This window comes from Nocardia sp. NPDC003726 (assembly GCF_053586955.1).
In genome coordinates, this window is the sequence record NZ_JBSFNF010000011.1 from 138,088 (window position 1) to 155,769 (window position 17,682).

General features: G+C 69.6%; 20 protein-coding genes. 14 read left to right on the forward strand and 6 right to left on the reverse strand.

Annotated elements, in window-relative coordinates:
- Positions 1–18 precede the first annotated feature (18 nt).
- The 3 genes from ACWDMM_RS17380 to ACWDMM_RS17390 all read right to left on the reverse strand — a co-directional run bounded on the left by ACWDMM_RS17380 (position 19) and on the right by ACWDMM_RS17390 (position 3,360).
- Positions 19–1,227, reverse strand: a complete 1,209-nt coding sequence (locus ACWDMM_RS17380; RefSeq protein WP_449938331.1) for an erythromycin esterase family protein — start codon at positions 1,225–1,227, stop codon at positions 19–21.
- 94 nt (positions 1,228–1,321) lie between these two features.
- Complete coding sequence (locus ACWDMM_RS17385; protein ID WP_449938333.1) at positions 1,322–2,428, reverse strand: DUF4185 domain-containing protein; 1,107 nt, start codon at positions 2,426–2,428, stop codon at positions 1,322–1,324.
- Between the two features lie 176 nt (positions 2,429–2,604).
- Positions 2,605–3,360, reverse strand: coding sequence for a crotonase/enoyl-CoA hydratase family protein (locus ACWDMM_RS17390; RefSeq protein WP_195080901.1), 756 nt, complete (start codon positions 3,358–3,360; stop codon positions 2,605–2,607).
- Between the two features lie 117 nt (positions 3,361–3,477).
- On the opposite strand from ACWDMM_RS17390, the gene ACWDMM_RS17395 reads away from it, so the two are divergent.
- Genes ACWDMM_RS17395 through ACWDMM_RS17405 form a run of 3 tightly spaced genes read left to right on the forward strand, consistent with a single transcriptional unit; the run spans position 3,478 to position 6,409 of the window.
- Complete coding sequence (locus tag ACWDMM_RS17395; protein WP_449938336.1) at positions 3,478–5,007, forward strand: acetyl-CoA acetyltransferase; 1,530 nt, start codon at positions 3,478–3,480, stop codon at positions 5,005–5,007.
- On the forward strand, positions 5,004–5,768 hold the full coding sequence (locus ACWDMM_RS17400) for a crotonase/enoyl-CoA hydratase family protein (protein ID WP_195080899.1): 765 nt from the start codon (positions 5,004–5,006) through the stop codon (positions 5,766–5,768). The genes ACWDMM_RS17395 and ACWDMM_RS17400 overlap by 4 nt, the downstream gene beginning before the upstream one ends.
- A 44-nt stretch (positions 5,769–5,812) precedes the next feature.
- Positions 5,813–6,409, forward strand: a complete 597-nt coding sequence (locus tag ACWDMM_RS17405; protein ID WP_323124680.1) for a TetR/AcrR family transcriptional regulator — start codon at positions 5,813–5,815, stop codon at positions 6,407–6,409.
- Positions 6,410–6,417: 8 nt separating this feature from the next.
- On the opposite strand, the gene ACWDMM_RS17410 is transcribed toward ACWDMM_RS17405, so the two are convergent.
- Positions 6,418–7,209 carry an alpha/beta fold hydrolase gene (locus ACWDMM_RS17410; RefSeq protein ID WP_195080897.1) on the reverse strand — a complete coding sequence of 264 codons (792 nt, stop codon included), beginning with the start codon at positions 7,207–7,209 and terminating at the stop codon, positions 6,418–6,420.
- Between the two features lie 110 nt (positions 7,210–7,319).
- Here ACWDMM_RS17410 and ACWDMM_RS17415 point away from each other — a divergent pair, with 110 nt between their 5' ends.
- From ACWDMM_RS17415 to ACWDMM_RS17430, 4 genes are all read left to right on the forward strand, one after another.
- Positions 7,320–7,544 carry a hypothetical protein gene (locus tag ACWDMM_RS17415; RefSeq protein ID WP_039802891.1) on the forward strand — a complete coding sequence of 75 codons (225 nt, stop codon included), beginning with the start codon at positions 7,320–7,322 and terminating at the stop codon, positions 7,542–7,544.
- A complete protein-coding gene (locus ACWDMM_RS17420; protein WP_195080896.1) occupies positions 7,531–7,827 on the forward strand; it encodes a hypothetical protein in 297 nt (98 codons plus the stop codon). The genes ACWDMM_RS17415 and ACWDMM_RS17420 overlap by 14 nt, the downstream gene beginning before the upstream one ends.
- 102 nt (positions 7,828–7,929) lie before the next feature.
- A complete protein-coding gene (locus ACWDMM_RS17425; RefSeq protein ID WP_245562771.1) occupies positions 7,930–8,259 on the forward strand; it encodes a hypothetical protein in 330 nt (109 codons plus the stop codon).
- A 110-nt stretch (positions 8,260–8,369) separates the two neighbouring features.
- Positions 8,370–8,999 carry a hypothetical protein gene (locus ACWDMM_RS17430; protein WP_195080895.1) on the forward strand — a complete coding sequence of 210 codons (630 nt, stop codon included), beginning with the start codon at positions 8,370–8,372 and terminating at the stop codon, positions 8,997–8,999.
- 30 nt (positions 9,000–9,029) lie between these two features.
- Here ACWDMM_RS17430 and ACWDMM_RS17435 read toward each other — a convergent pair whose 3' ends face one another.
- Entirely contained in the window at positions 9,030–9,278 is a 249-nt protein-coding gene (locus ACWDMM_RS17435) for a DUF1905 domain-containing protein (protein WP_449938341.1), read from the reverse strand.
- Positions 9,279–9,388: 110 nt separating this feature from the next.
- Between ACWDMM_RS17435 and ACWDMM_RS17440 the strand changes: the two genes are divergently transcribed.
- Entirely contained in the window at positions 9,389–10,612 is a 1,224-nt protein-coding gene (locus ACWDMM_RS17440; RefSeq protein WP_357208919.1) for an acyl-CoA dehydrogenase family protein, read from the forward strand.
- Entirely contained in the window at positions 10,609–12,042 is a 1,434-nt protein-coding gene (locus ACWDMM_RS17445; RefSeq protein ID WP_449938344.1) for an LLM class flavin-dependent oxidoreductase, read from the forward strand. Before ACWDMM_RS17440 ends, ACWDMM_RS17445 begins: the two co-directional genes overlap by 4 nt.
- A gap of 58 nt (positions 12,043–12,100) precedes the next feature.
- Here ACWDMM_RS17445 and ACWDMM_RS17450 read toward each other — a convergent pair whose 3' ends face one another.
- Positions 12,101–12,583 (reverse strand): GAF domain-containing protein, encoded by a 483-nt coding sequence (locus tag ACWDMM_RS17450; RefSeq protein WP_195080891.1) that lies wholly within the window; start codon positions 12,581–12,583, stop codon positions 12,101–12,103.
- A gap of 98 nt (positions 12,584–12,681) precedes the next feature.
- On the opposite strand from ACWDMM_RS17450, the gene ACWDMM_RS17455 reads away from it, so the two are divergent.
- The 5 genes from ACWDMM_RS17455 to ACWDMM_RS17475 all read left to right on the forward strand — a co-directional run bounded on the left by ACWDMM_RS17455 (position 12,682) and on the right by ACWDMM_RS17475 (position 17,568).
- Positions 12,682–14,073, forward strand: coding sequence for a styrene monooxygenase/indole monooxygenase family protein (locus tag ACWDMM_RS17455; RefSeq protein ID WP_357110470.1), 1,392 nt, complete (start codon positions 12,682–12,684; stop codon positions 14,071–14,073).
- Between the two features lie 127 nt (positions 14,074–14,200).
- Positions 14,201–15,316 carry a dimethylsulfone monooxygenase SfnG gene (gene sfnG, locus ACWDMM_RS17460; protein ID WP_449938348.1) on the forward strand — a complete coding sequence of 372 codons (1,116 nt, stop codon included), beginning with the start codon at positions 14,201–14,203 and terminating at the stop codon, positions 15,314–15,316.
- Entirely contained in the window at positions 15,316–16,533 is a 1,218-nt protein-coding gene (locus ACWDMM_RS17465; RefSeq protein WP_195080888.1) for an SfnB family sulfur acquisition oxidoreductase, read from the forward strand. Before sfnG ends, ACWDMM_RS17465 begins: the two co-directional genes overlap by 1 nt.
- 11 nt (positions 16,534–16,544) lie before the next feature.
- Positions 16,545–17,060 carry an NADPH-dependent FMN reductase gene (locus ACWDMM_RS17470; protein WP_195080887.1) on the forward strand — a complete coding sequence of 172 codons (516 nt, stop codon included), beginning with the start codon at positions 16,545–16,547 and terminating at the stop codon, positions 17,058–17,060.
- A complete protein-coding gene (locus ACWDMM_RS17475) occupies positions 17,053–17,568 on the forward strand; it encodes a flavin reductase family protein (protein ID WP_195080886.1) in 516 nt (171 codons plus the stop codon). Before ACWDMM_RS17470 ends, ACWDMM_RS17475 begins: the two co-directional genes overlap by 8 nt.
- Positions 17,569–17,682: the final 114 nt, after the last annotated feature.

A 17,682-nucleotide genomic window follows, 5' to 3' on the forward strand; every position in this document is an offset into this window, starting at 1 on the left:
CCGGTGGGGTTGCGCGAGTCAGTCCGATACCTGCGAGAGCCAGTGCACCGGCGTGGTCTCCCGCACGTGGATCAGCACGTCGAACGCGTCGATGAGCGAGGAGAGCCGGATGTTGGCCGTGGCGTCGGCGGACGGGTCGTAGACGCCGCTGATAGTGCGCAACTTCGCCGGGCCGGTCAGCCAATCCTGGACCGGTCGCGGCGCCGCGGCGTGCAGATCCACGTAGTAGGCGGGCAATTCGACCTCGCCCAGCGCGGCATCGACCAGGTCGGGTTGCGGATCAGGGGCCACGGCCGCGCCGAGGTCGCCGTGATGGAAGCCGATGCCGACGGACCGGTATCCGTCGCCCAGCTCGGCGCGCAAATGGCTTCCGGCTCCGCGGAACTCGGCCGCGCCGAAGACGATCGGAAGGCTGGTGGTGTGCGCGATGCCGTCCCAGTAGACGATCTTGGCCCCGGTCGAGCGGTGCCATCGCAGCACGGTCTCGGCGGCGGGCCGCTCGTCGCGGGCGAATCCTTGGCTCGCGACGCTCCGGCGGTGGAAGTCGAGGATCAGGCGGGCGTGGGCGAGTGCCGTGGCCCGCTCGCCGGTGTCCGGCACCGCGGCGAGCAGCGCGAGGGCGTCTTCGGCGTGCTCGGCGAACGGGCGGCCGGGGTGGGTGCCCTGATGACGTTGGACATGTTCGTCGACTTGGTGGGCGGTGCGGATCGGCGCGAGGTGCGCCTCGATCGCGGCCAACCGGTCGGGAGCGGCGCGGCGCACGTAGTCGAGCACCGCGTCGTAGTCGCTCGGCTCGGCGCGAGGCGGTTCGACGCCGAAGACGCGCACCGGGTCCTGTGGATGCGCCAGGTTGTAGGCGCGCATCCAGCGCAGCGCGGCTGCCGATTCCGCGGTGCGCCACGGGCGCCAGGCTCCGGCGAGCACCGTTTCGGGATCGCCCTCGCCCGCGGTGACGAACCGGTCCCAGCGTTCGCCGGAACGCGCGCTGTCCTGGATGGCCAGCGCGCGGAAACCGTGCCGTTCGACCAGCGCGCGGAACAGTCGCTCGCGCACGCCGAAGGTCTGCCGGGAGAACCGCGTCGACTCACCGAGCCCGACCACAGTCGCGGGGGCGAGCCGCGCGAGCAAGGCTTCCAGTTCCGTGCCTGCCGCGTCCGGATCGGAACTGTCGATCGCGACGGCGTTGTCGCGCAACCAGGCGCGGACGTCGACGGTGGTGCTGAGCATGGTGCCTCCCGGAAGTGAACGATCCAACGCGATGCAGCCTCATACATGAACCATTGTTGAGGTCAAGCACCGCGTCGGATCGCCGGGTTCCGCGTCACAGCGTCGTGCGCATCAGCAGAACGTTGTACTGGCTGTGCACGGTGGTGAGGAAGTACAGATCGCGCCCGGTCTGGTACGGGAATATGGAAGGCGCGTAGGCGGTGGGCAACTCGCGGGTGTCGATCAGCACTTCGGGCTCACTCCACGGCCCTGCGGGCGCGGACGCGCGCCGCATCACCACGGAATTGAACCGATCGGTGGTCAGCGAAATGTATTGCCCCAGATAGGCGTTGTACATCACCGATAATTCGCCGACGCCGAACATGATGGGCGCCGCGGCATGTACGTCGCCCTTGCGCCACGCGCCGCCGTCCCAGTATTCGTATTCGGCGAGATTGCCGATGTCCTGCGCGCGCACGCGGGCGACATGGGCGGTGTGATTGCGTCCGGACCGCGTGCCGTATTCGTAGATGTATCCGCCGTCGGCGAGGAAGGCGTTCATCTGGAAGTTGGCGTTCCCGCCCTCGTTGGTGCGGCGGGTCTCCGGCAGCTCCGCCCAGGTCTCGCCGTTGTCGCCGGAGACGGCGAGGCCGGAGAAGTTGGTGCTCCACTGACCGACGTCGTCCCAGCTCTTCACCGACATCAGGCTCATGTATTGCACACCGTCGACGGCGATGCCCGCGGTGGGGATCCGGCTGATCTCCAGGAAGGGAATCTTCGGGCTGGCGATCAGATCGCGGGCCTGACCGAACATGTCGCGCACCACGCTGTCGAAGAAGATGCCATCGGCCGGATCGGTGGTGTGGCTGCGCAGCAGGATATTGCTGCGCCACGCCCACATGCTGCCCGCGAGCAGATTGGGGAACCCGACGCCGGCGGTGTCACCGAACGCGGTGAGCATTTCGCCGTGCCCGTTGTCCCACATGATGCCGAGATCGGTGCCGAGAACGTTGTAGGACTGGGTGTTGTTCGGGCTGGCCATGCCGGTCACCTGGAAGACCGCCTTGGTGCGGCCGAGCAGATTGGGCAAACCCGTGGTGCCGTTGAGCACCGGGATCGGATTGATGGCGTTCGGGTTCGCGATGGCGGGGGTAGAGGCCGTGAAGAGCAGAACCGAGGCGCCCGCCAGCGCCGATAGCAGGAAGGATGCGGTCTTGATCACTGTCTGTGAGCCCTCCGGTTTCTTCCCGAGAGCGGTGCGAAACACGGACGTCCCGCGATACACAGACCCTTCGCAGTGTGCCGCGCACCACTAGTCGACTGGCTGGCAAATCGTGCAAATGGTAGCAGCGGAACCGGGCGCGCGGAGGCTTCTCGCGCAGATTAGCAAATTCGTAGCTATTGTTCGGTGCGGCGGCTGCGCGCCTTGCGGAGAATCAGGGGAAGTTGGGTCGCGCGTTCGATGGCGAGGGTTCGCCGGGTGGATGCTCCCCAGGACTTCTCGAAGAGTCGCTTGGCGGCGGCGACCGCGTGCGGTGGCCGCGTCGCGAGGCGGTCGGCGAGTTTCTCGGCCTCCGCGACCGGGTCCGGCGTCAGGTCGGTGACCAAGCCGATCCGCGCGGCGTGGTTTGCGTCGACGAGGTCGGCGGTCATGGTGAGCAGGAGGGCTTTGTCCATGCCGATCAGTCTGGATAACGTTGCGGCGCCGGTCATATCGGGAATCAGGCCGTGCTTGGCCTCCATGACGGAGAACTCGGCGTCGGGGGTGGCGAAACGGACGTCGGCGGCGAGCGCGAGTTGCAGGCCGCCGCCGTAGCAGCGCCCGTGCACCGCGGCGATCACCGGCACGGGCAGGCGGCGCCATGCCCAGCACGCCTCTTGGAAGGCGTTGGTGCCGCGCCAGGGGAGCGGCACGAAGTTCCGCACGATTGCCAATGGATTGCTCATCGCTGCGGCGATGTCCAGTCCGCTGCTGAAGCTGGGGCCGTTGCCGGACAAGATGACCGCGCGCACCTCGCTTCGACGGGCCACCAGCTTCGCGCTGGCAACCAGGTCGTGGAGCATGTCGATGGTCAGGCCGTTGTGCTTGTCCGGCCGGTCCAGCGTGACGTACGCGCGGTGGTCGTCGAACCGCACTGCGATGTGGGTGCCCATGGCCGAATCTTACTCGCGAGTCAGTTCTGCGGCGCGCGCTGTTGCCGTCGTCCCCGGCCTCTGTTCTAATCGGACCCGAGTTACCGTCAATGCTGACGGTTATGGAGCGGAGGACGCATGCTGCCAGCCGGAATGGACCCGAGGACGCCGGTGCTCGTCGGCGCGGGGCAGGTCGTACACCGACCGGGTGAGCCGGGTTTGCCCGGCCCCGTCGAACTCGCTGCCGAATCCCTGCGCCGCGCGGGCGCCGACAGCGGCGTCGGAGACCGATTGCTGCGCTCGGCCGATCTGATCGCCGCCGTCGCCCCGGTCAGCCGCCCCTACGGTGATCTTGGCGCGCTCGTCGCGGCCGAACTGGGCGTCAGCCCGAAAAGGACCGTGCAGTCGGTGCGTTTCGGCGGCGACGCGCCGCAGCGGCTGCTCAACGTGGTCGCGCAGGCCATCGCCGACGGCCGCTCGGAGGTCGCCCTGCTCACCGGAGCCGAAGCGGTGTACTCCGGTAACACCGCCGCCCGCTCCGGCGCGGCGGTGAACTGGCCCGAGCAGCCGGAAGGCGCGGCTCCCGACGAGATCATCGGCTCCGATCGCGGGCCGAACTCCGAGATGGAGACCGCCGCGGGCCTGTGGGGCCCGGTGTACTTCTACGCGCTGATGGAGACCGCCCTGCGCCGCAGGCTCGGGTCGAGCGAAGCCGCGCACCGGGAGCGGATCGGCGGACTGTGGTCGCGGCTGTCGGAGATCGCCGCGCGCAATCCGTACGCGTGGCAGCCCGCCGCGCAATCCGCCGCCGAACTCGTGACGCCCGCGCCGGCCAACCGGATGGTGTCGACGCCGTATCCCAAGCTGCTGGTCGCGAACCTGACCGTGGACTTGGGCGCCGGGCTCGTCCTGTGCAGCGCGGCGGCTGCCGACGCCGCCGGTGTGCCGCGGGAGCGGTGGGTGTTCCCGCACGCGGGCGCCACCGCCACCGACGAGTGGTTCGTCTCCGAGCGAGCGGACATGTCCCGCTCGCCCGCGATCGCCGCGGCGGGCGCGGCGGCGCTGGGCGCGGCGGGGATCGCGATCGACGATGTCGCGCACGTCGACCTGTACTCCTGCTTCCCCGTGGCGGTGCAGATCGCCGCCGAGGAACTCGGCCTGCCCATCGACGATCCGGCCCGGCCGCTGTCGGTCACCGGCGGTCTCACCTTCGCGGGCGGGCCGGGCAACAACTACACGACGCATTCGATCGCGACGCTGTCGGGCATTCTGCGCGCGGACCCCGGCGCATACGGCCTGGCGACGGCGCTCGGCTGGTACAGCACCAAGCACGGCGTCGGGGTGTATTCGACCGAGCCGCCGCGGCGGCTGTTCCATGCGATCGAGGCGCAGGTGCCCGCGGCGCGGCGGGAACCGGCGCCCGGATACACCGGTCCCGCCACGGTCGAGGCGTACACCGTCGCCTACCGCAAAGGTTCCGCGCCGGAGCGTGCCGACGAGCCGGAAGCCGTTGTGGTGAGCGCACTGACGCCCGAGGGGACCCGCATACTGGTCCGGGCGTCGGATGACGGCACCCTCGCGGCGTTCACCGCGGGCGACCCGCTCGGCGCGGACGCCGAGATCGCCGCGGACACGTTCACCCTGCTCACCGAGAGGAGCGCCCGATGAACGACTCGGTCCTGATCGAGCGGCGCGAGGCCATCACCGTGCTGACGGTCAACCGTCCCGAGGCGCGCAACGCGATCAACCTCGCCACCGCGCAGGCCATCGAGGCCGCCGTCGACGAGTTCGAGGCCGACCAGGCGGCGCGCGTGCTGGTACTCACCGGCGCGGGCGGAACCTTCAGCGCCGGAATGGATCTCGTCGCCGCGTCGAAAGGCGAGATGCCGATGACGCAGCGCAGGGGCCCGCTCGGCATCACGGCGAAGCCACCGGCGAAACCGATGATCTCCGCGGTCGAGGGCTTCGCGCTGGCCGGTGGTTTCGAGCTGGCGCTCGCGGGTGACCTCATCGTCGCCGCGCGCGACGCGCAGTTCGGCATTCCCGAGGTCAAACGCGGCCTGGTGGCCGCGGGCGGTGGCGTGCTGCGCCTGACCCAGCGGTTGCCGCGCAGCACCGCCGCCGAGCTCGCCCTCACCGGAGGACGGATCGGCGCCGAGCGGCTCTACCAGCTCGGTCTGGTCAACCGGGTCACCGATCCCGGCGCTGCGCTGTCGGTGGCGCTGGAACTCGCCGCCGAGATCGTCGCCGCCGCACCGCTCGCGGTGGCCGCGAGCAAGCGCATCATCGACGAGTCGCCGGACTGGCCCGTCGCGGAGGGGTTCGCGAAGCAGGGCGAGATCGCCTTGCCCGCTCTGATCTCCAAGGACGCCGCCGAAGGCGCTCTGGCGTTCGCGCAGAAGCGCGAGCCCCAGTGGCAGGGCCGCTGACGGCGGGACATGTCCGGCAGCCGCAGGCGCAGCGCAGGGAGCGCATGCGCACACGGCTGCTGGACGCCGCGGTGGAGAGCCTGGTCGAGGTCGGTTACGCGGGCACGACCACGCTCGAGGTGCAGAAGCGGGCGGGTGTGCCGCGCGGAACGTTGCAGCACTATTTCCCGACCAGGGCCGACCTGCTGGCCGGCGCCGTCGAGCATGTGGCGCGTCGTCGATTCGACCAGCTGACCAGCGAATTCGAGGCGATCCCCGACGACGCGGACCGACTGGAGACGGCCGTCGAACTGACCATGCGGATGCTCAGCGGCCCGTCGTTCTGGGCGGCGCTGGAGATGTGGGTCGGCGCGCGGACCGACCCGGAGCTGCGCGCGGCGTTCCTGCCGCTGGAGGTTCGCCTGTTCGAGCTGATGCACACCAGCATTCGCGACAGTTTCCGGCGCGAATTCCCGGACGATCCCCGGGTGCCGACGATCACCGAGTTCACCATCGAGATCATGACCGGCCTGGCCCTGCGCGTGCTGCTCACCGGCGACTTGTCCCGCAACCGGCTGCTGCGGCATCGGTGGGGCAACGCTGTGCGCGTCCTGCTCGGCACGGCCTGCGCGGACACGTTGCTCGACCCGCCCGCCGACTGAACCGGGCGCTACCGCACCCGGGTGATCGTCTCGAGCAGCACTTGGGCGCACCCGGCCGGGTCGTCGAAGAACGGCGTGTGCCCGCTGCCGCGCAGCGTGACGTGCTCGGCGTCCGGCAGCACGCTGCGCGCCTTGCGGCTCTGCGTCGCGTAGGTGAGCAGGATGTCGCGGCTGCCCCAGGCTATGGTCACCGGGATGTCGGCCAGCGAGCCGAGTTCCGGTAGCCGGACGTCGGTGAACGAGGCGATGGCCTCATCGAAGCCCGCGGCGTCCGCCGCGCCGAGAGCGGTCTCCAGCGCCACCTTCGCATCCAGCGCCCACGGCTTGCCGAAGACCAGCGAGAGGAAGAGGGTCCGGCCCGCGGCGGTGCCGAGGACGGACGGCAGCGCGGGCCGCAGCTTGCGCGCCAGCGCCCGCGACTTGCCCAGCGACTGCTGGCACCACACGCGTCCCGCCGTGTCCCAGAACCCGATCGGGGAGTAGGCGGTCACCGAGCGAGCCAGCCCGCGAGCGCCCAGCTCCAGCGTGATCAGCCCGCCCATCGAGTTGCCCGCGAGATGCGGCTGTTCGATCCCTTGCGCGGCGAGGAATTCGGCGAGCGCGTCGGTGAGGTTGGGCACCGTGTTGTGCGCGAGCGGCTGCGTCGAACCGCCGAAGCCGGGCAGGTCGACGGCGATCACCTCGTACGACGTGGCCAGTGTGTCGATGATCGGCTCCCACACCTGCCACCGGCTTCCGACCCCGTGTACCAGCACGAGCGGGTCACCCGCGCCGACGCGGTGATGGTGCAACGTCGTCATGCGGCAACCCTAACAGCAGTCACCTGTCATCAGTTGGGATCGCGGGGTCGTTCGGCCGGTCGCCGCCGAGGGCTGGCGCCGGGGCCTGCGGCGTCGGTACGATAATTGGTATGGCAACGCGTAAGGTCACCCTTTCGCTGGACGAAGCCGCTTGGTCGTATGCCGAACAGGCGGCCGCTCGAGCGGGAATGTCGCCGTCGGCTTGGATCTCGAAGGCCGCGCGCCGGGAGGCCGTGCGCACGGGGGTGGGTCCGGTGCCGGATGTGACCGCCGAGGCCGCCGCGGACGCGGCCGAGCTGGCGGCCGCCGAGGAGGCGATGCGTGCGTCGGGGTGAACTGTGGATCTACAACCCGCATGGTTCGCCGCGTCGCCGCACGGTCGTGCTCATCAGCAGTGACGGCATCAATGAATCGCCACGCCCCTGGCTCATCGCGGCCGAGGTGATCGAGGACGATCCGCGCGACATCCTCGCGGTTCCGGTGCAGGAACACGGCTGGGTGCACGCGGGCAACATCGGGCGCATCTTCCGCGGTTGGCTGGCCGAACGGGTGGACGTGGTGGACACCGAGACGCTGGAACGGCTCGACACCGCGTTGCGCGCGGCGATGGACCTGTAGCGAACTTGCCGCCCGTGGCTACCGCCGAACGCCGGACGGCATTATGGTGACCACGCCACCGACAGTGGTCAGTCGAGGAAGAGGAGTCAGGTGCGGATCTGCATGATCGCCGCGGCGCTGATCGCGCTGCCGGTGCTCGCGGCATGCGGCAGCGACAAGGACACGGCGGCGCCCACGGTGACGCAGGCCGATCTCGCCAAATCGCTGCAGGACAAGGGCCTCAAGAACAAGCAACTGGCCGAATGCGCCGCGAAGGTGTTCGTCGACCAGGGCATCTCGCAGGCCGGACTGCGGATCATGATCAGCGACGAGTACGACACCAAGTCGCCCAACCAGGAAACGCTGGGGATGAGCAAAGAGGACGCGGACAAGGCGCGCGCCGCCAGCGGTCGCATCGCCAGCGAGTGCATGTCGGCGGCCCAGACGCGTTGAGCTCCTGGGCCCGGCGGCGCGGTCGGCCTTTCGCGTAGCGAGGCGGTGCGGCAGACCGTACGCTGTCGCTACGTCGACGCGGGTGTCGACCAGAAGCCGAGGATCCGACCGTGTCACAGCCGTCTTTTCCGACCTCGCCGAGCCCGGTGGGATCCCCTGCGACGCAACCGATCACCCCGTCCGGTCGCTGGTTCGCGCTGGGTGGTGTATTGATCGGCGTCGGCATCATCGGCGGGATCATCCTCGGCGCTTTCGGCTTCCTGCAGACCTCGGGCCGGATCGACGACTTCCAGCGGGTCAAGGTGCCCGGCTCCGGGGTGGTGAACTTGGCGGAGTCCGGTGGCTACACCGTGTACCTCGAGTACTCGGGGGCATCGTCCCGTGGACCCTCCGGCACGGTCAACCTGCGAGTGCTCGATCCAGAGGGCAAGCATGCGGAGTTGCGGAAGTACGACGCGACCGTCACGTATTCCTTCGGTAGTCACGAAGGACGGGCCGGGTTCTCGTTCGATGCCGCGAAGCCGGGCGCCTACCGCGTGACCACAGCGGGTAGTTCCGAGGTGACGGTCGCCATCGGCCAGGGGCTCGGCTCGTCGTTCGTCGGCACCCTGCTCGGCGCGCTCGCTCTGGGCTTCGGCGGTGTGGTGCTCGGCGTGCTGGTGATCGTGGTGGTGGCGGTCAAGCGAAGTGCGAACAGGCGCGAAGGCGCGGGATTCCCGGGACAGCCGGTCGGATACTGAACGGCGTGGACGCATCCCTGGCCGCGCGCATCACAGCGCGACGGTGAGTTCGATGCGCGCGGCCGATCCGGCCTCGAGCCCCTCCGCGACCCGCACCGCTTTCTTCATCGGCAGGACATAGGTCGCTCGCGACTTGTCCGGAAACAGCGAAGTGGACCACCGGGAATCGCCGACGACCACATGCACCCGCACCGCGCCGAATCCGCCGGAACGATGCGCGTACCGCTCCTCGATCTCATCGGCCACGTCCTCGGGCAGCGAGACGAAATGCTTCCGCACGGCTACGAACTTGGCTCGCGCGGCGACGGCATCTCCGCGCGTCGGCGACTATTTCGATCGCGCTGCGCGCAACCCGTGAGCGACCGGCCGCGGTGCGCGATGGTGGGCTGATGACGACCACCGAGGCGAAATCCACCACCGATGCCGAACTGGATGCGATCTTCGGCCCGATCTTCGACCGGATCGCCCAGGGAGCCGTGACCCGAGAAATCGACCGCACGCTGCCCTACGACGAGGTCGGACTGCTGCGCGCGGCGAAATTCGGCGCGCTGCGCGTTCCGGTCGAGTTCGGCGGCTACGGCGTCACGGTTCGGCAGCTGTTCCGGTTGCTCATCGAACTCGCCGCCGCGGAATCGAATCTGCCGCAGGCGCTGCGGGTGCACTTCTCGTTCGTCGAGGACCAACTGCTGGCGGAGGAGGGGCCCGAGCGGGAGCGCTGGCTGCGCGCGGTGGCCGAGGGCACGCTGGTGGGCAACGCGATCACCGAACCCGGTGCGGGCGCGGTTGACCGCTACCGCACCACGCTGACCCGCGACGGCGAGCGTTGGCTGCTCAACGGTGTGAAGTACTACAGCACGGGTTCGCTGTACGCCGACTACATTCTGGCCGCCGCCGACCGCGAGGGCGAGCGCGTCGGGGTGCTGGTGGACGCGAACGCCGAGGGAGTGCGCCAGCACGACGACTGGGACGGCTTCGGCCAGCGGCTGACCGCCAGCGGGACAACGGAATTCACCGATGTGGCGGTGACCGAGGACCGCATTCTCGGCCCGGGCTACGGCGCGCCCGGCCCGACCTATGCGACCTCCTACCTGCAACTGGTCCAGCTCGCGGTGCTGGCGGGTATCGCCAAGCGCGCCGAACGCGACGTCCGGGAGTGGGTCGCGGCGCGCACCCGCGGCTACACGCACTCCGCCGCCGACCTGCCGCGGCACGATCCGCTGGTGCAACAGGTGATCGGGCGGCTGTCGGCCGCCGCGTTCGCCGCCGAAGCCAGCGTGCTCGCCGTCGCCGATGTGCTCGACGGGGTGCTCGCGGGCGGCGCGAAGGACGAGAGCGCGGTGGTGGCGGCCGAACTCGCGGCGGCTCGGGCGCAGCTGGCCGTCATCGAGCTGGTGCTGCCCGCCACCTCGCTGCTGTTCGAAGTGGGTGGCGCTTCGGTCGTTTCCGAAAAGCTGCGGTTGGACCGGCACTGGCGCAACGCCCGCACCATCTCGGTGCACAACCCTGCGATCCAGAAGGCGCGGGCGATCGGCGACCACCTGCTCAACGGCGCCGATCTGCCGTTCGCGTGGAGCGCGGGCGAACGCACCCCGGGCGCGGGAGATGCGCGGTGACCCGCCGGATCCGGTTCAACGCCTTCGACATGAACTGCGTCGCCCACCAGTCCCCCGGACTGTGGCGGCATCCCGACGACCAGTCGCACCGCTACAAGGAACTGGGCTACTGGACCGAGCTGGCGCAGCTGCTGGAACGCGGCCGCTTCGACGGCATCTTCATCGCCGACGTCCTGGGCACCTACGACGTATACGGCGGCAACGACATCGCCGCGCTGCGCCAGGGGGCGCAGATCCCGGTGGCCGACCCGCTGCTGCTGGTCTCGGCCATGGCGGCGGTGACAGAGCATCTCGGGTTCGGCATCACCACCGGCACCGGATTCGAGCACCCGTACCCGTTCGCGCGGCGGCTGTCCACGCTGGACCATCTGACCAACGGCAGGCTCGGCTGGAATGTGGTGACCGGCTATCTGCCGTCGGCCGCGCGCAATTTCGGCGCCGCGGACCAGCTCGACCACGACGAACGCTACAACCAGGCCGACGAGTACCTCGAGGTGCTCTACAAGCTGTGGGAAGGGTCGTGGGAGGACGACGCGGTGGTCCGCGACGCGGCCGCGGGCGTCTACGTGGACCCGGCCAAGGTGCACCACATCGGCCATCGCGGCACGCACTACACGGTGCCCGGCATCCACCTCTCGGAGCCGTCGCCGCAACGCACGCCGGTGATCTACCAGGCGGGAGCGTCGCCGCGCGGGGTGCGGTTCGCGGCCGAGAACGCCGAGGCGATCTTCATCGCCGGTCCGTCCAAACGGGTCCTCGCGCAGACGGTTTCCCGGATCAGGGACGCGCTGGAGGCGGCGGGCCGTTCCCGGGACGCGGCGCGCGTCTACGCGCTCGCGACGGTCGTCACCGACGCGACCGACGAGGCGGCGCGGCGCAAGCACGAGGAGTATCTGTCCTACGCGAGCGTCGAAGGCGGGCTGGTGTTCATGTCCGGCTGGATGGGCATCGATCTGTCCCGCTACGACCTCGACGACCCGATCGGCCAAGTCGAGAGCAACGCGATCCGGTCGGCAGTCGCGGCGTTCCAGGAATTCGATGACGACGGGCGGGAATGGACCGTCCGCGACATCGGCAAGTGGGCCGGTATCGGCGGTATGGGACCGGTGTTCGTCGGTTCCGGGGAGACGGTCGCCGACCTGCTCCAGGAGTGGGCCGCCGAAACCGACTTGGACGGCTTCAATCTGGCTTACGCGATCACACCGGGAACGTTCGAGGACATCGTCCGGCACGTGGTGCCGGTGCTGACCGCCCGAGGCGCGTACGCCCCGGAGTACACGCCGGGCACACTGCGCAACGCCCTGTTCGGCGCGGGGGATCGATTGCCCGCCGACCACCGTGGCGCGAGCTACCGGCTGGGCGGTACGGGATCGACGGCTGTGCCGGACGCCGTCTCGCGGCCGGGAGCGACGGTCGAGGCGAACTCCTGACGTGCTCGGACGGCGCCGGAGCCCTGGTGGCCCGGCGCCTTCGCGCGTTCCGGCCGAATCAGATCGCGGCGAGGAATATCTCGGCCACCGCTTCCAGCCCCGCCCGATCGATTTCGTCGAAGCGCTCGGGCAGCGGACTATCGAGGTCGAATACTCCGATCAACGCATCGTTCCGGACCAGCGGGACGACTATTTCCGAACGTGTGTCGCCGTCGCACGCGATGTGTCCTTCGAATGCGTGTACGTCGGGCACGAGTTGGGTTGCCCTGGCCTGCGCCGCGGTGCCGCATACACCTTTCCCCAACGCGATGCGCACGCACGCGGGTTTGCCTTGAAATGGACCGACGACCAGTTCCCGGCCGTCGTAGAAATAGAAACCCACCCAATTCACATCCGGTAGCGCGTGGAATACCAGCGCGGCGAGATTGGCGGCGTTGGCGATGCGGTCGGTTTCGCCCGCGACCAGCGCTTCGGCCTGGGCGGCCAGCTGGCGGTACTGCTCGGTGCGGTCTCCGGTGAGTTCGGCGACGACGAACGACATGGGCCGAATGGTACGCGCTGGGAATTCGCTGTCTGCCCATTGATTCTCGGTGATCGCAACACTCGGCGGGCGCGGTGCGGCCATCGCATCATCCCTGCATGACTTCGCAGCAATCCGTATCCCGTTCCACTCGTTCGGCCGCGGTTATCGGCGCCGGACAGACCGGCGTCACTGCGGCGCTGGGACTTCTCGACGCCGGTTTCGACGTCACCCTCTACAGCGAGCGCGATCAGCGCGCTTTGCGCGACGACGTGCCCGCCACCGGCACCGCGCTCGAATTCGGTGAGACCCAGCAGGCCGAGGCGGCGCTCGGATTGGACAGCTACACCTCGCGCGCGCCGAGGCACACCGGCTTGAGCGTGCGCATCGCGGGACCCGGCCCCGAGCGCCCCGAATTGATCCAATTCGACGGGCATTTCGACGGATACGTCGGCGTCGCGGTGGACACGCGGCTCAAGGCCGACGAGCGGCTCACCGCGTTCCTGGAGCGCGGCGGCCGGTTCGTGGTCGATCAGGTGACGCCGGAGACGCTCGACGGCATCGCCGCCGCCAACGACCTCACCCTGGTCGCAACCGGTCGCGGCGGGCTGTCGGACCTGTTCCCCGTCGACGCGCAGCGCACGCCCTACGACGCGCCGCAGCGCAAGCTGCTCACCGTCGTCGTCACCGGACTCGGCCACGACCAGAACGTCTTCGCTCATCGCAGCGTGGCCGGCGGCGCGCACAGCGGCTTCTCCATCCTCGCCGATCAGGGCGAGGGCTGGTGGGGCCCGTACCTGCACAAGGACGCCGGGCCGAGCTGGGCCTTCCTCGGCTGGGCGCGCCCGGGCAGCGACTGGGAGAAGCGTTTCGCCGCGGCCGATTCCGCCGAATCGGCGCACCGGATCGTGCAGGACCTCTACCGCGACTACATCGAGTGGGACCTGCCGGAGGTGCTGACCACCAAAACCATTCCCGAGGACCCGCACTCCTGGCTGAAGGGCGCGGTGCGCCCGGTCGTGCGGTCGGGTGTCGGGCGCACCGCGGGCGGGCACGTGGTCGCCGCGCTGGGCGACACCGCCATCGCCTACGACCCGATCGCCGGACAGGGCGCGCAGAGCGGCCTGATCCAGGCGCAGCGGCTGGTCGCGGCGGCGGCCGTGCACGAAGGACCGTTCGACGAGGCGTGGATCGAGAAGCAATACGCCGCGTTCCTGGCCGCGCGCGCCGACGCGGCGAACAAGGTGACCAGGTTGTTCCTCAGCGATCCCGAGCTGGCCGAGGTCGGCAACGCGTTCTTCGCCGCGGCGGCCGTCGATCCGGCGTTCGCTTCGGCGCTGGTCGGCCTGCTGCACCGGCCGCAGCCGTTCCTGCCGGTCGACTCGCCGGAAGCGGTCAACGAGTTCATCACGCGGGTCACCGGCGAGGACGCCGCCGCGCTGCTGGGCCGCTTCGCGCCCGCGGGCAAGTTCGCCAGGTCGGGCTACTCGCCCGCGCTGGCCGACGCCTGATCCGAATCGCACAGATTCAAAACCTCGTCCCGTCCGGGGGCCGGTGCTGGAGTGGAAGGAGCGCCGGACGCATGCGTGGCGTCCGGCCTCCGATCCGACGGCTACCCCCGATAACCATGGAGCAGCTATGACCACGGAGCAGATCACCGAGCAGATCCGGTTCGCCTACTGGGTGCCCAACGTCAGCGGGGGACTGGTCACCAGCGATATCGAACAGCGCACCAGCTGGGATTTCGAATACAACAAGAAGCTGGCGCGGACCGCGGAGAAGAACGGCTTCGACTACGCGCTGTCCCAGGTGCGCTACACCGCCTCCTACGGCGCGGAGTACCAGCACGAATCCACCTCGTTCAGCCTCGCGCTGCTCGGCGCGACCGAACGGCTGAAGGTGATCGCGGCGGTGCATCCCGGACTGTGGCATCCGGCGGTGCTGGCCAAGTTCGGCGCCACCGCCGACCATCTGTCCAACGGCCGGTTCGCCATCAACGTCGTGTCCGGCTGGTTCGCGGGCGAGTTCACCGCGCTCGGCGAGCCGTGGCTCGAGCACGACGAGCGCTACCGGCGCAGCGCCGAATTCCTCGAGGTGATCCGCAAGATCTGGACCGAGGACAACGTGAACTACGGCGGCGACTTCTACCGCATCCGTGACTTCACCCTGAAGCCGAAGCCGCTGAACACTCCCAAGCGGCCGAATCCCGAACTCTTCCAGGGCGGCAACTCGACCGCCGCCCGGCGCAACGGCGGCCGCTACGCCGACTGGTACTTCTCCAACGGCAAGGACTTCGACGGCGTCACCGAACAGCTCGACGACCTGCGCGCCGTCGCCCGCGCCAACGACCGCGAGGTGAAATTCGGGCTCAACGGCTTCATCATCGCCCGCGACACCGAGAAGGAAGCCCGCGACACCCTGCGCGAGATCATCGAGAAGGCGAACAAGCCCGCCGTGGAGGGTTTCCGCGACGCGGTGCAGCAGGCGGGCGCGTCCACCCAGGACCGCAAGGGCATGTGGGCCGACTCCACCTTCGAGGACTTGGTGCAGTACAACGACGGTTTCCGCACCCAGCTGATCGGCACGCCGGAGCAGGTGGCCGAGCGGATCGTCGCCTACAAGCAGCTCGGCGTCGACCTGATCCTCGGCGGCTTCCTGCACTTCCAGGAGGAGATCGAGTACTTCGGGGCGAAGGTGCTCCCGCTGGTGCGCGAACTGGAAGCCGCGCAGCGGCCCGTCGCGGCGGTGAACTGATGACCGCGGTCGCCGCCGATCGCATCCTGTCGGCGGCCCAGGCGTTCGCGGTCGCCCAGCGGCTCGCGGCCGGCTTCGCGCCGGGCGCCGCCGACCGCGACCGGGAGCGTGCGCTGCCGTACGCGGAGGTCGATCGGTTGGCGGCCAGCGGTCTGCTCGCGATCACCGTGCCCGCCGCGCACGGCGGCGCGGATCTGCCGCCGAGCGCGGTGGCGGAAGTGACGCGAATTCTCGCCACCGCCGACCCCAATATCGCGCAGATCCCGCACAGCCACTTCGTGTATGTGAACCTGCTGCGGCTCGCGGGTACGGCGCAGCAGCAAGAGCGGTACTTCGGGCGGGTGCTCGACGGCGGGCGCATCGCCAACGCGCAGTCCGAGCGCGGCGGCGCGACCGTCGCCGACATCGCCACCACCTTGCGGCCGGTCGGCGACCGGTTCCGGGTGGACGGCGTGAAGTACTACTGCACCGGGTCGCTGTTCGCCGACCTGTTCGCGGTGCTGACCCGGCTGGACGATCCGGAAGGGCGCGGCGGTCTCGAGCCGGGCGAGTACATCGTCTACCTGCCCGCCGACACTCCCGGCGTGCGCGTCGTGGACGACTGGAACGGGATCGGGCAGCGCACCACCGGCAGCGGAACGGTGTCCTTCGACGGGGTGCTCGTCGACCGTGACCAGGTGATTCCCCGCTCCGGCGCGGTGCGAGCGCCCACCGGGTACGGTGCGTTCGCGCAGTTGCTGCACGCCGCGATCGACACGGGCATCGCCCGGGGCGCCCTCACCGCCGCGACGGAATTCGTGCGCACGAAGAGTCGTCCGTGGTTCGAGGCCGGAGTCGCGAACGCGGTGGACGACCCGCTGTTGATCCAGCGCTTCGGTGAATTGTCCGTCGCGGTGACCGCCGCGGAGGCGACCCTCTCCTCGGCCGGATGGACGTTGGACGCGGCCATCCGGATCGACCAGAGCGCCGCGAACGTCGCCCAGGCGTCGCTGGCCGTCGCGACCGCCAAAGTGCTCGCCGACCGCGCCGCCAACGACGTGTCCGCCGCGCTGTTCGAGGTCGCGGGAACGCGCAGCGCGGCGGCGGATCTCAATCTGCACCACTTCTGGCGCAACGCGCGCACGCATACCTTGCACGATCCGGTGCGCTGGAAGTACCAGCACATCGGCCGGGCCTTGCTGCACGACGCCGCGCCTCCGCTTCACGGCGTGATCTGAAAGGAGACGAAATGACAGTCACTGTCGTCGTCGGAAATCCGAAACCCGCCTCACGCACGCTCACCGCGGCCACCCTGGTCGCGCGGGGATTGCGGCCTGAGGTGGAGCCCACCGTGATCGACCTGGTCGAGTTCGGTCCCGCGCTGCTCAGCTGGGGTGACCCCGGTGTGGCCGACGCGGTGCGCACTGTGGCCGGATCGGAACTCGTCGTTTTCGCCAGCCCCACCTTCAAGGCCACCTACACCGGGTTGCTGAAGCTGTTCCTCGAACAGTTCGAGGGCGGGACGGGTCTGGAAGGCGTGCTCGCGGTCCCGGTGATGCTCGGCGCGGGACCGGCCCACGCCCTCGCGCCGGATCTGTTGTTGAAGCCCGTGCTCGTCGAAATCGGCGCCACCGCCGCGTTGCCCGGGCTCTACCTGTCCGACCGCACGTTCGCCGAGGACGGCGTCATCGACCGGTACAGTGGTCGGTGGCGTTCGGTCGCCCAGGCACTGGCCCACAGCTCGAAGGCTGCGAATCATGCATGACCTGTTCGAATTTCCCGCCGACGGAGCCGGTCTGCGTCGCGCGTTCGCCAACTTCCCCAGCGGCGTCGTCGCCGTGTGCGCCGAAATCGACGGAACCCCGCACGGTCTCGCGGTGAGCACGTTCGTCCCCGTCTCCCTCGATCCGCCGCTGGTCTCGTTCTGCGTGCAGAACTCCTCGGCCACCTGGCCCAAACTCGCCGCCGCCAGCCACCTCGGCCTCAGCCTGCTCGGCACCGACCAGCAGGCCGCCGCCCGCTCGCTGGGCACCCGCGACGGCGACCGCTTCCGCGACATCCAACTGCACCGCGGCTCCGGCGACGCCGTCTTCATCGACGGCGCGTCCGCCTGGATCGAGGGCGTCCAGGAGGCCCACGTCCCGGCAGGCGACCACGCCGTCGTCATCCTCCGCATCCACCGCATCGCCACCCGCACCGACGTGGACCCACTCGTCTTCCACGGCAGCAAGTTCCGCCGGCTGCACGCCGAACCGGCGAACGGGGCGGCCTGAATCGCGGGTGCAATCCGCCCGATGACCGGATCGACAGCGCGTAGGGTTGACCCTCACACTGCTGTCGTCGGTCCTTGAGGTGGCCCATGGACGTCCCCGATCATCCGAGAGCTC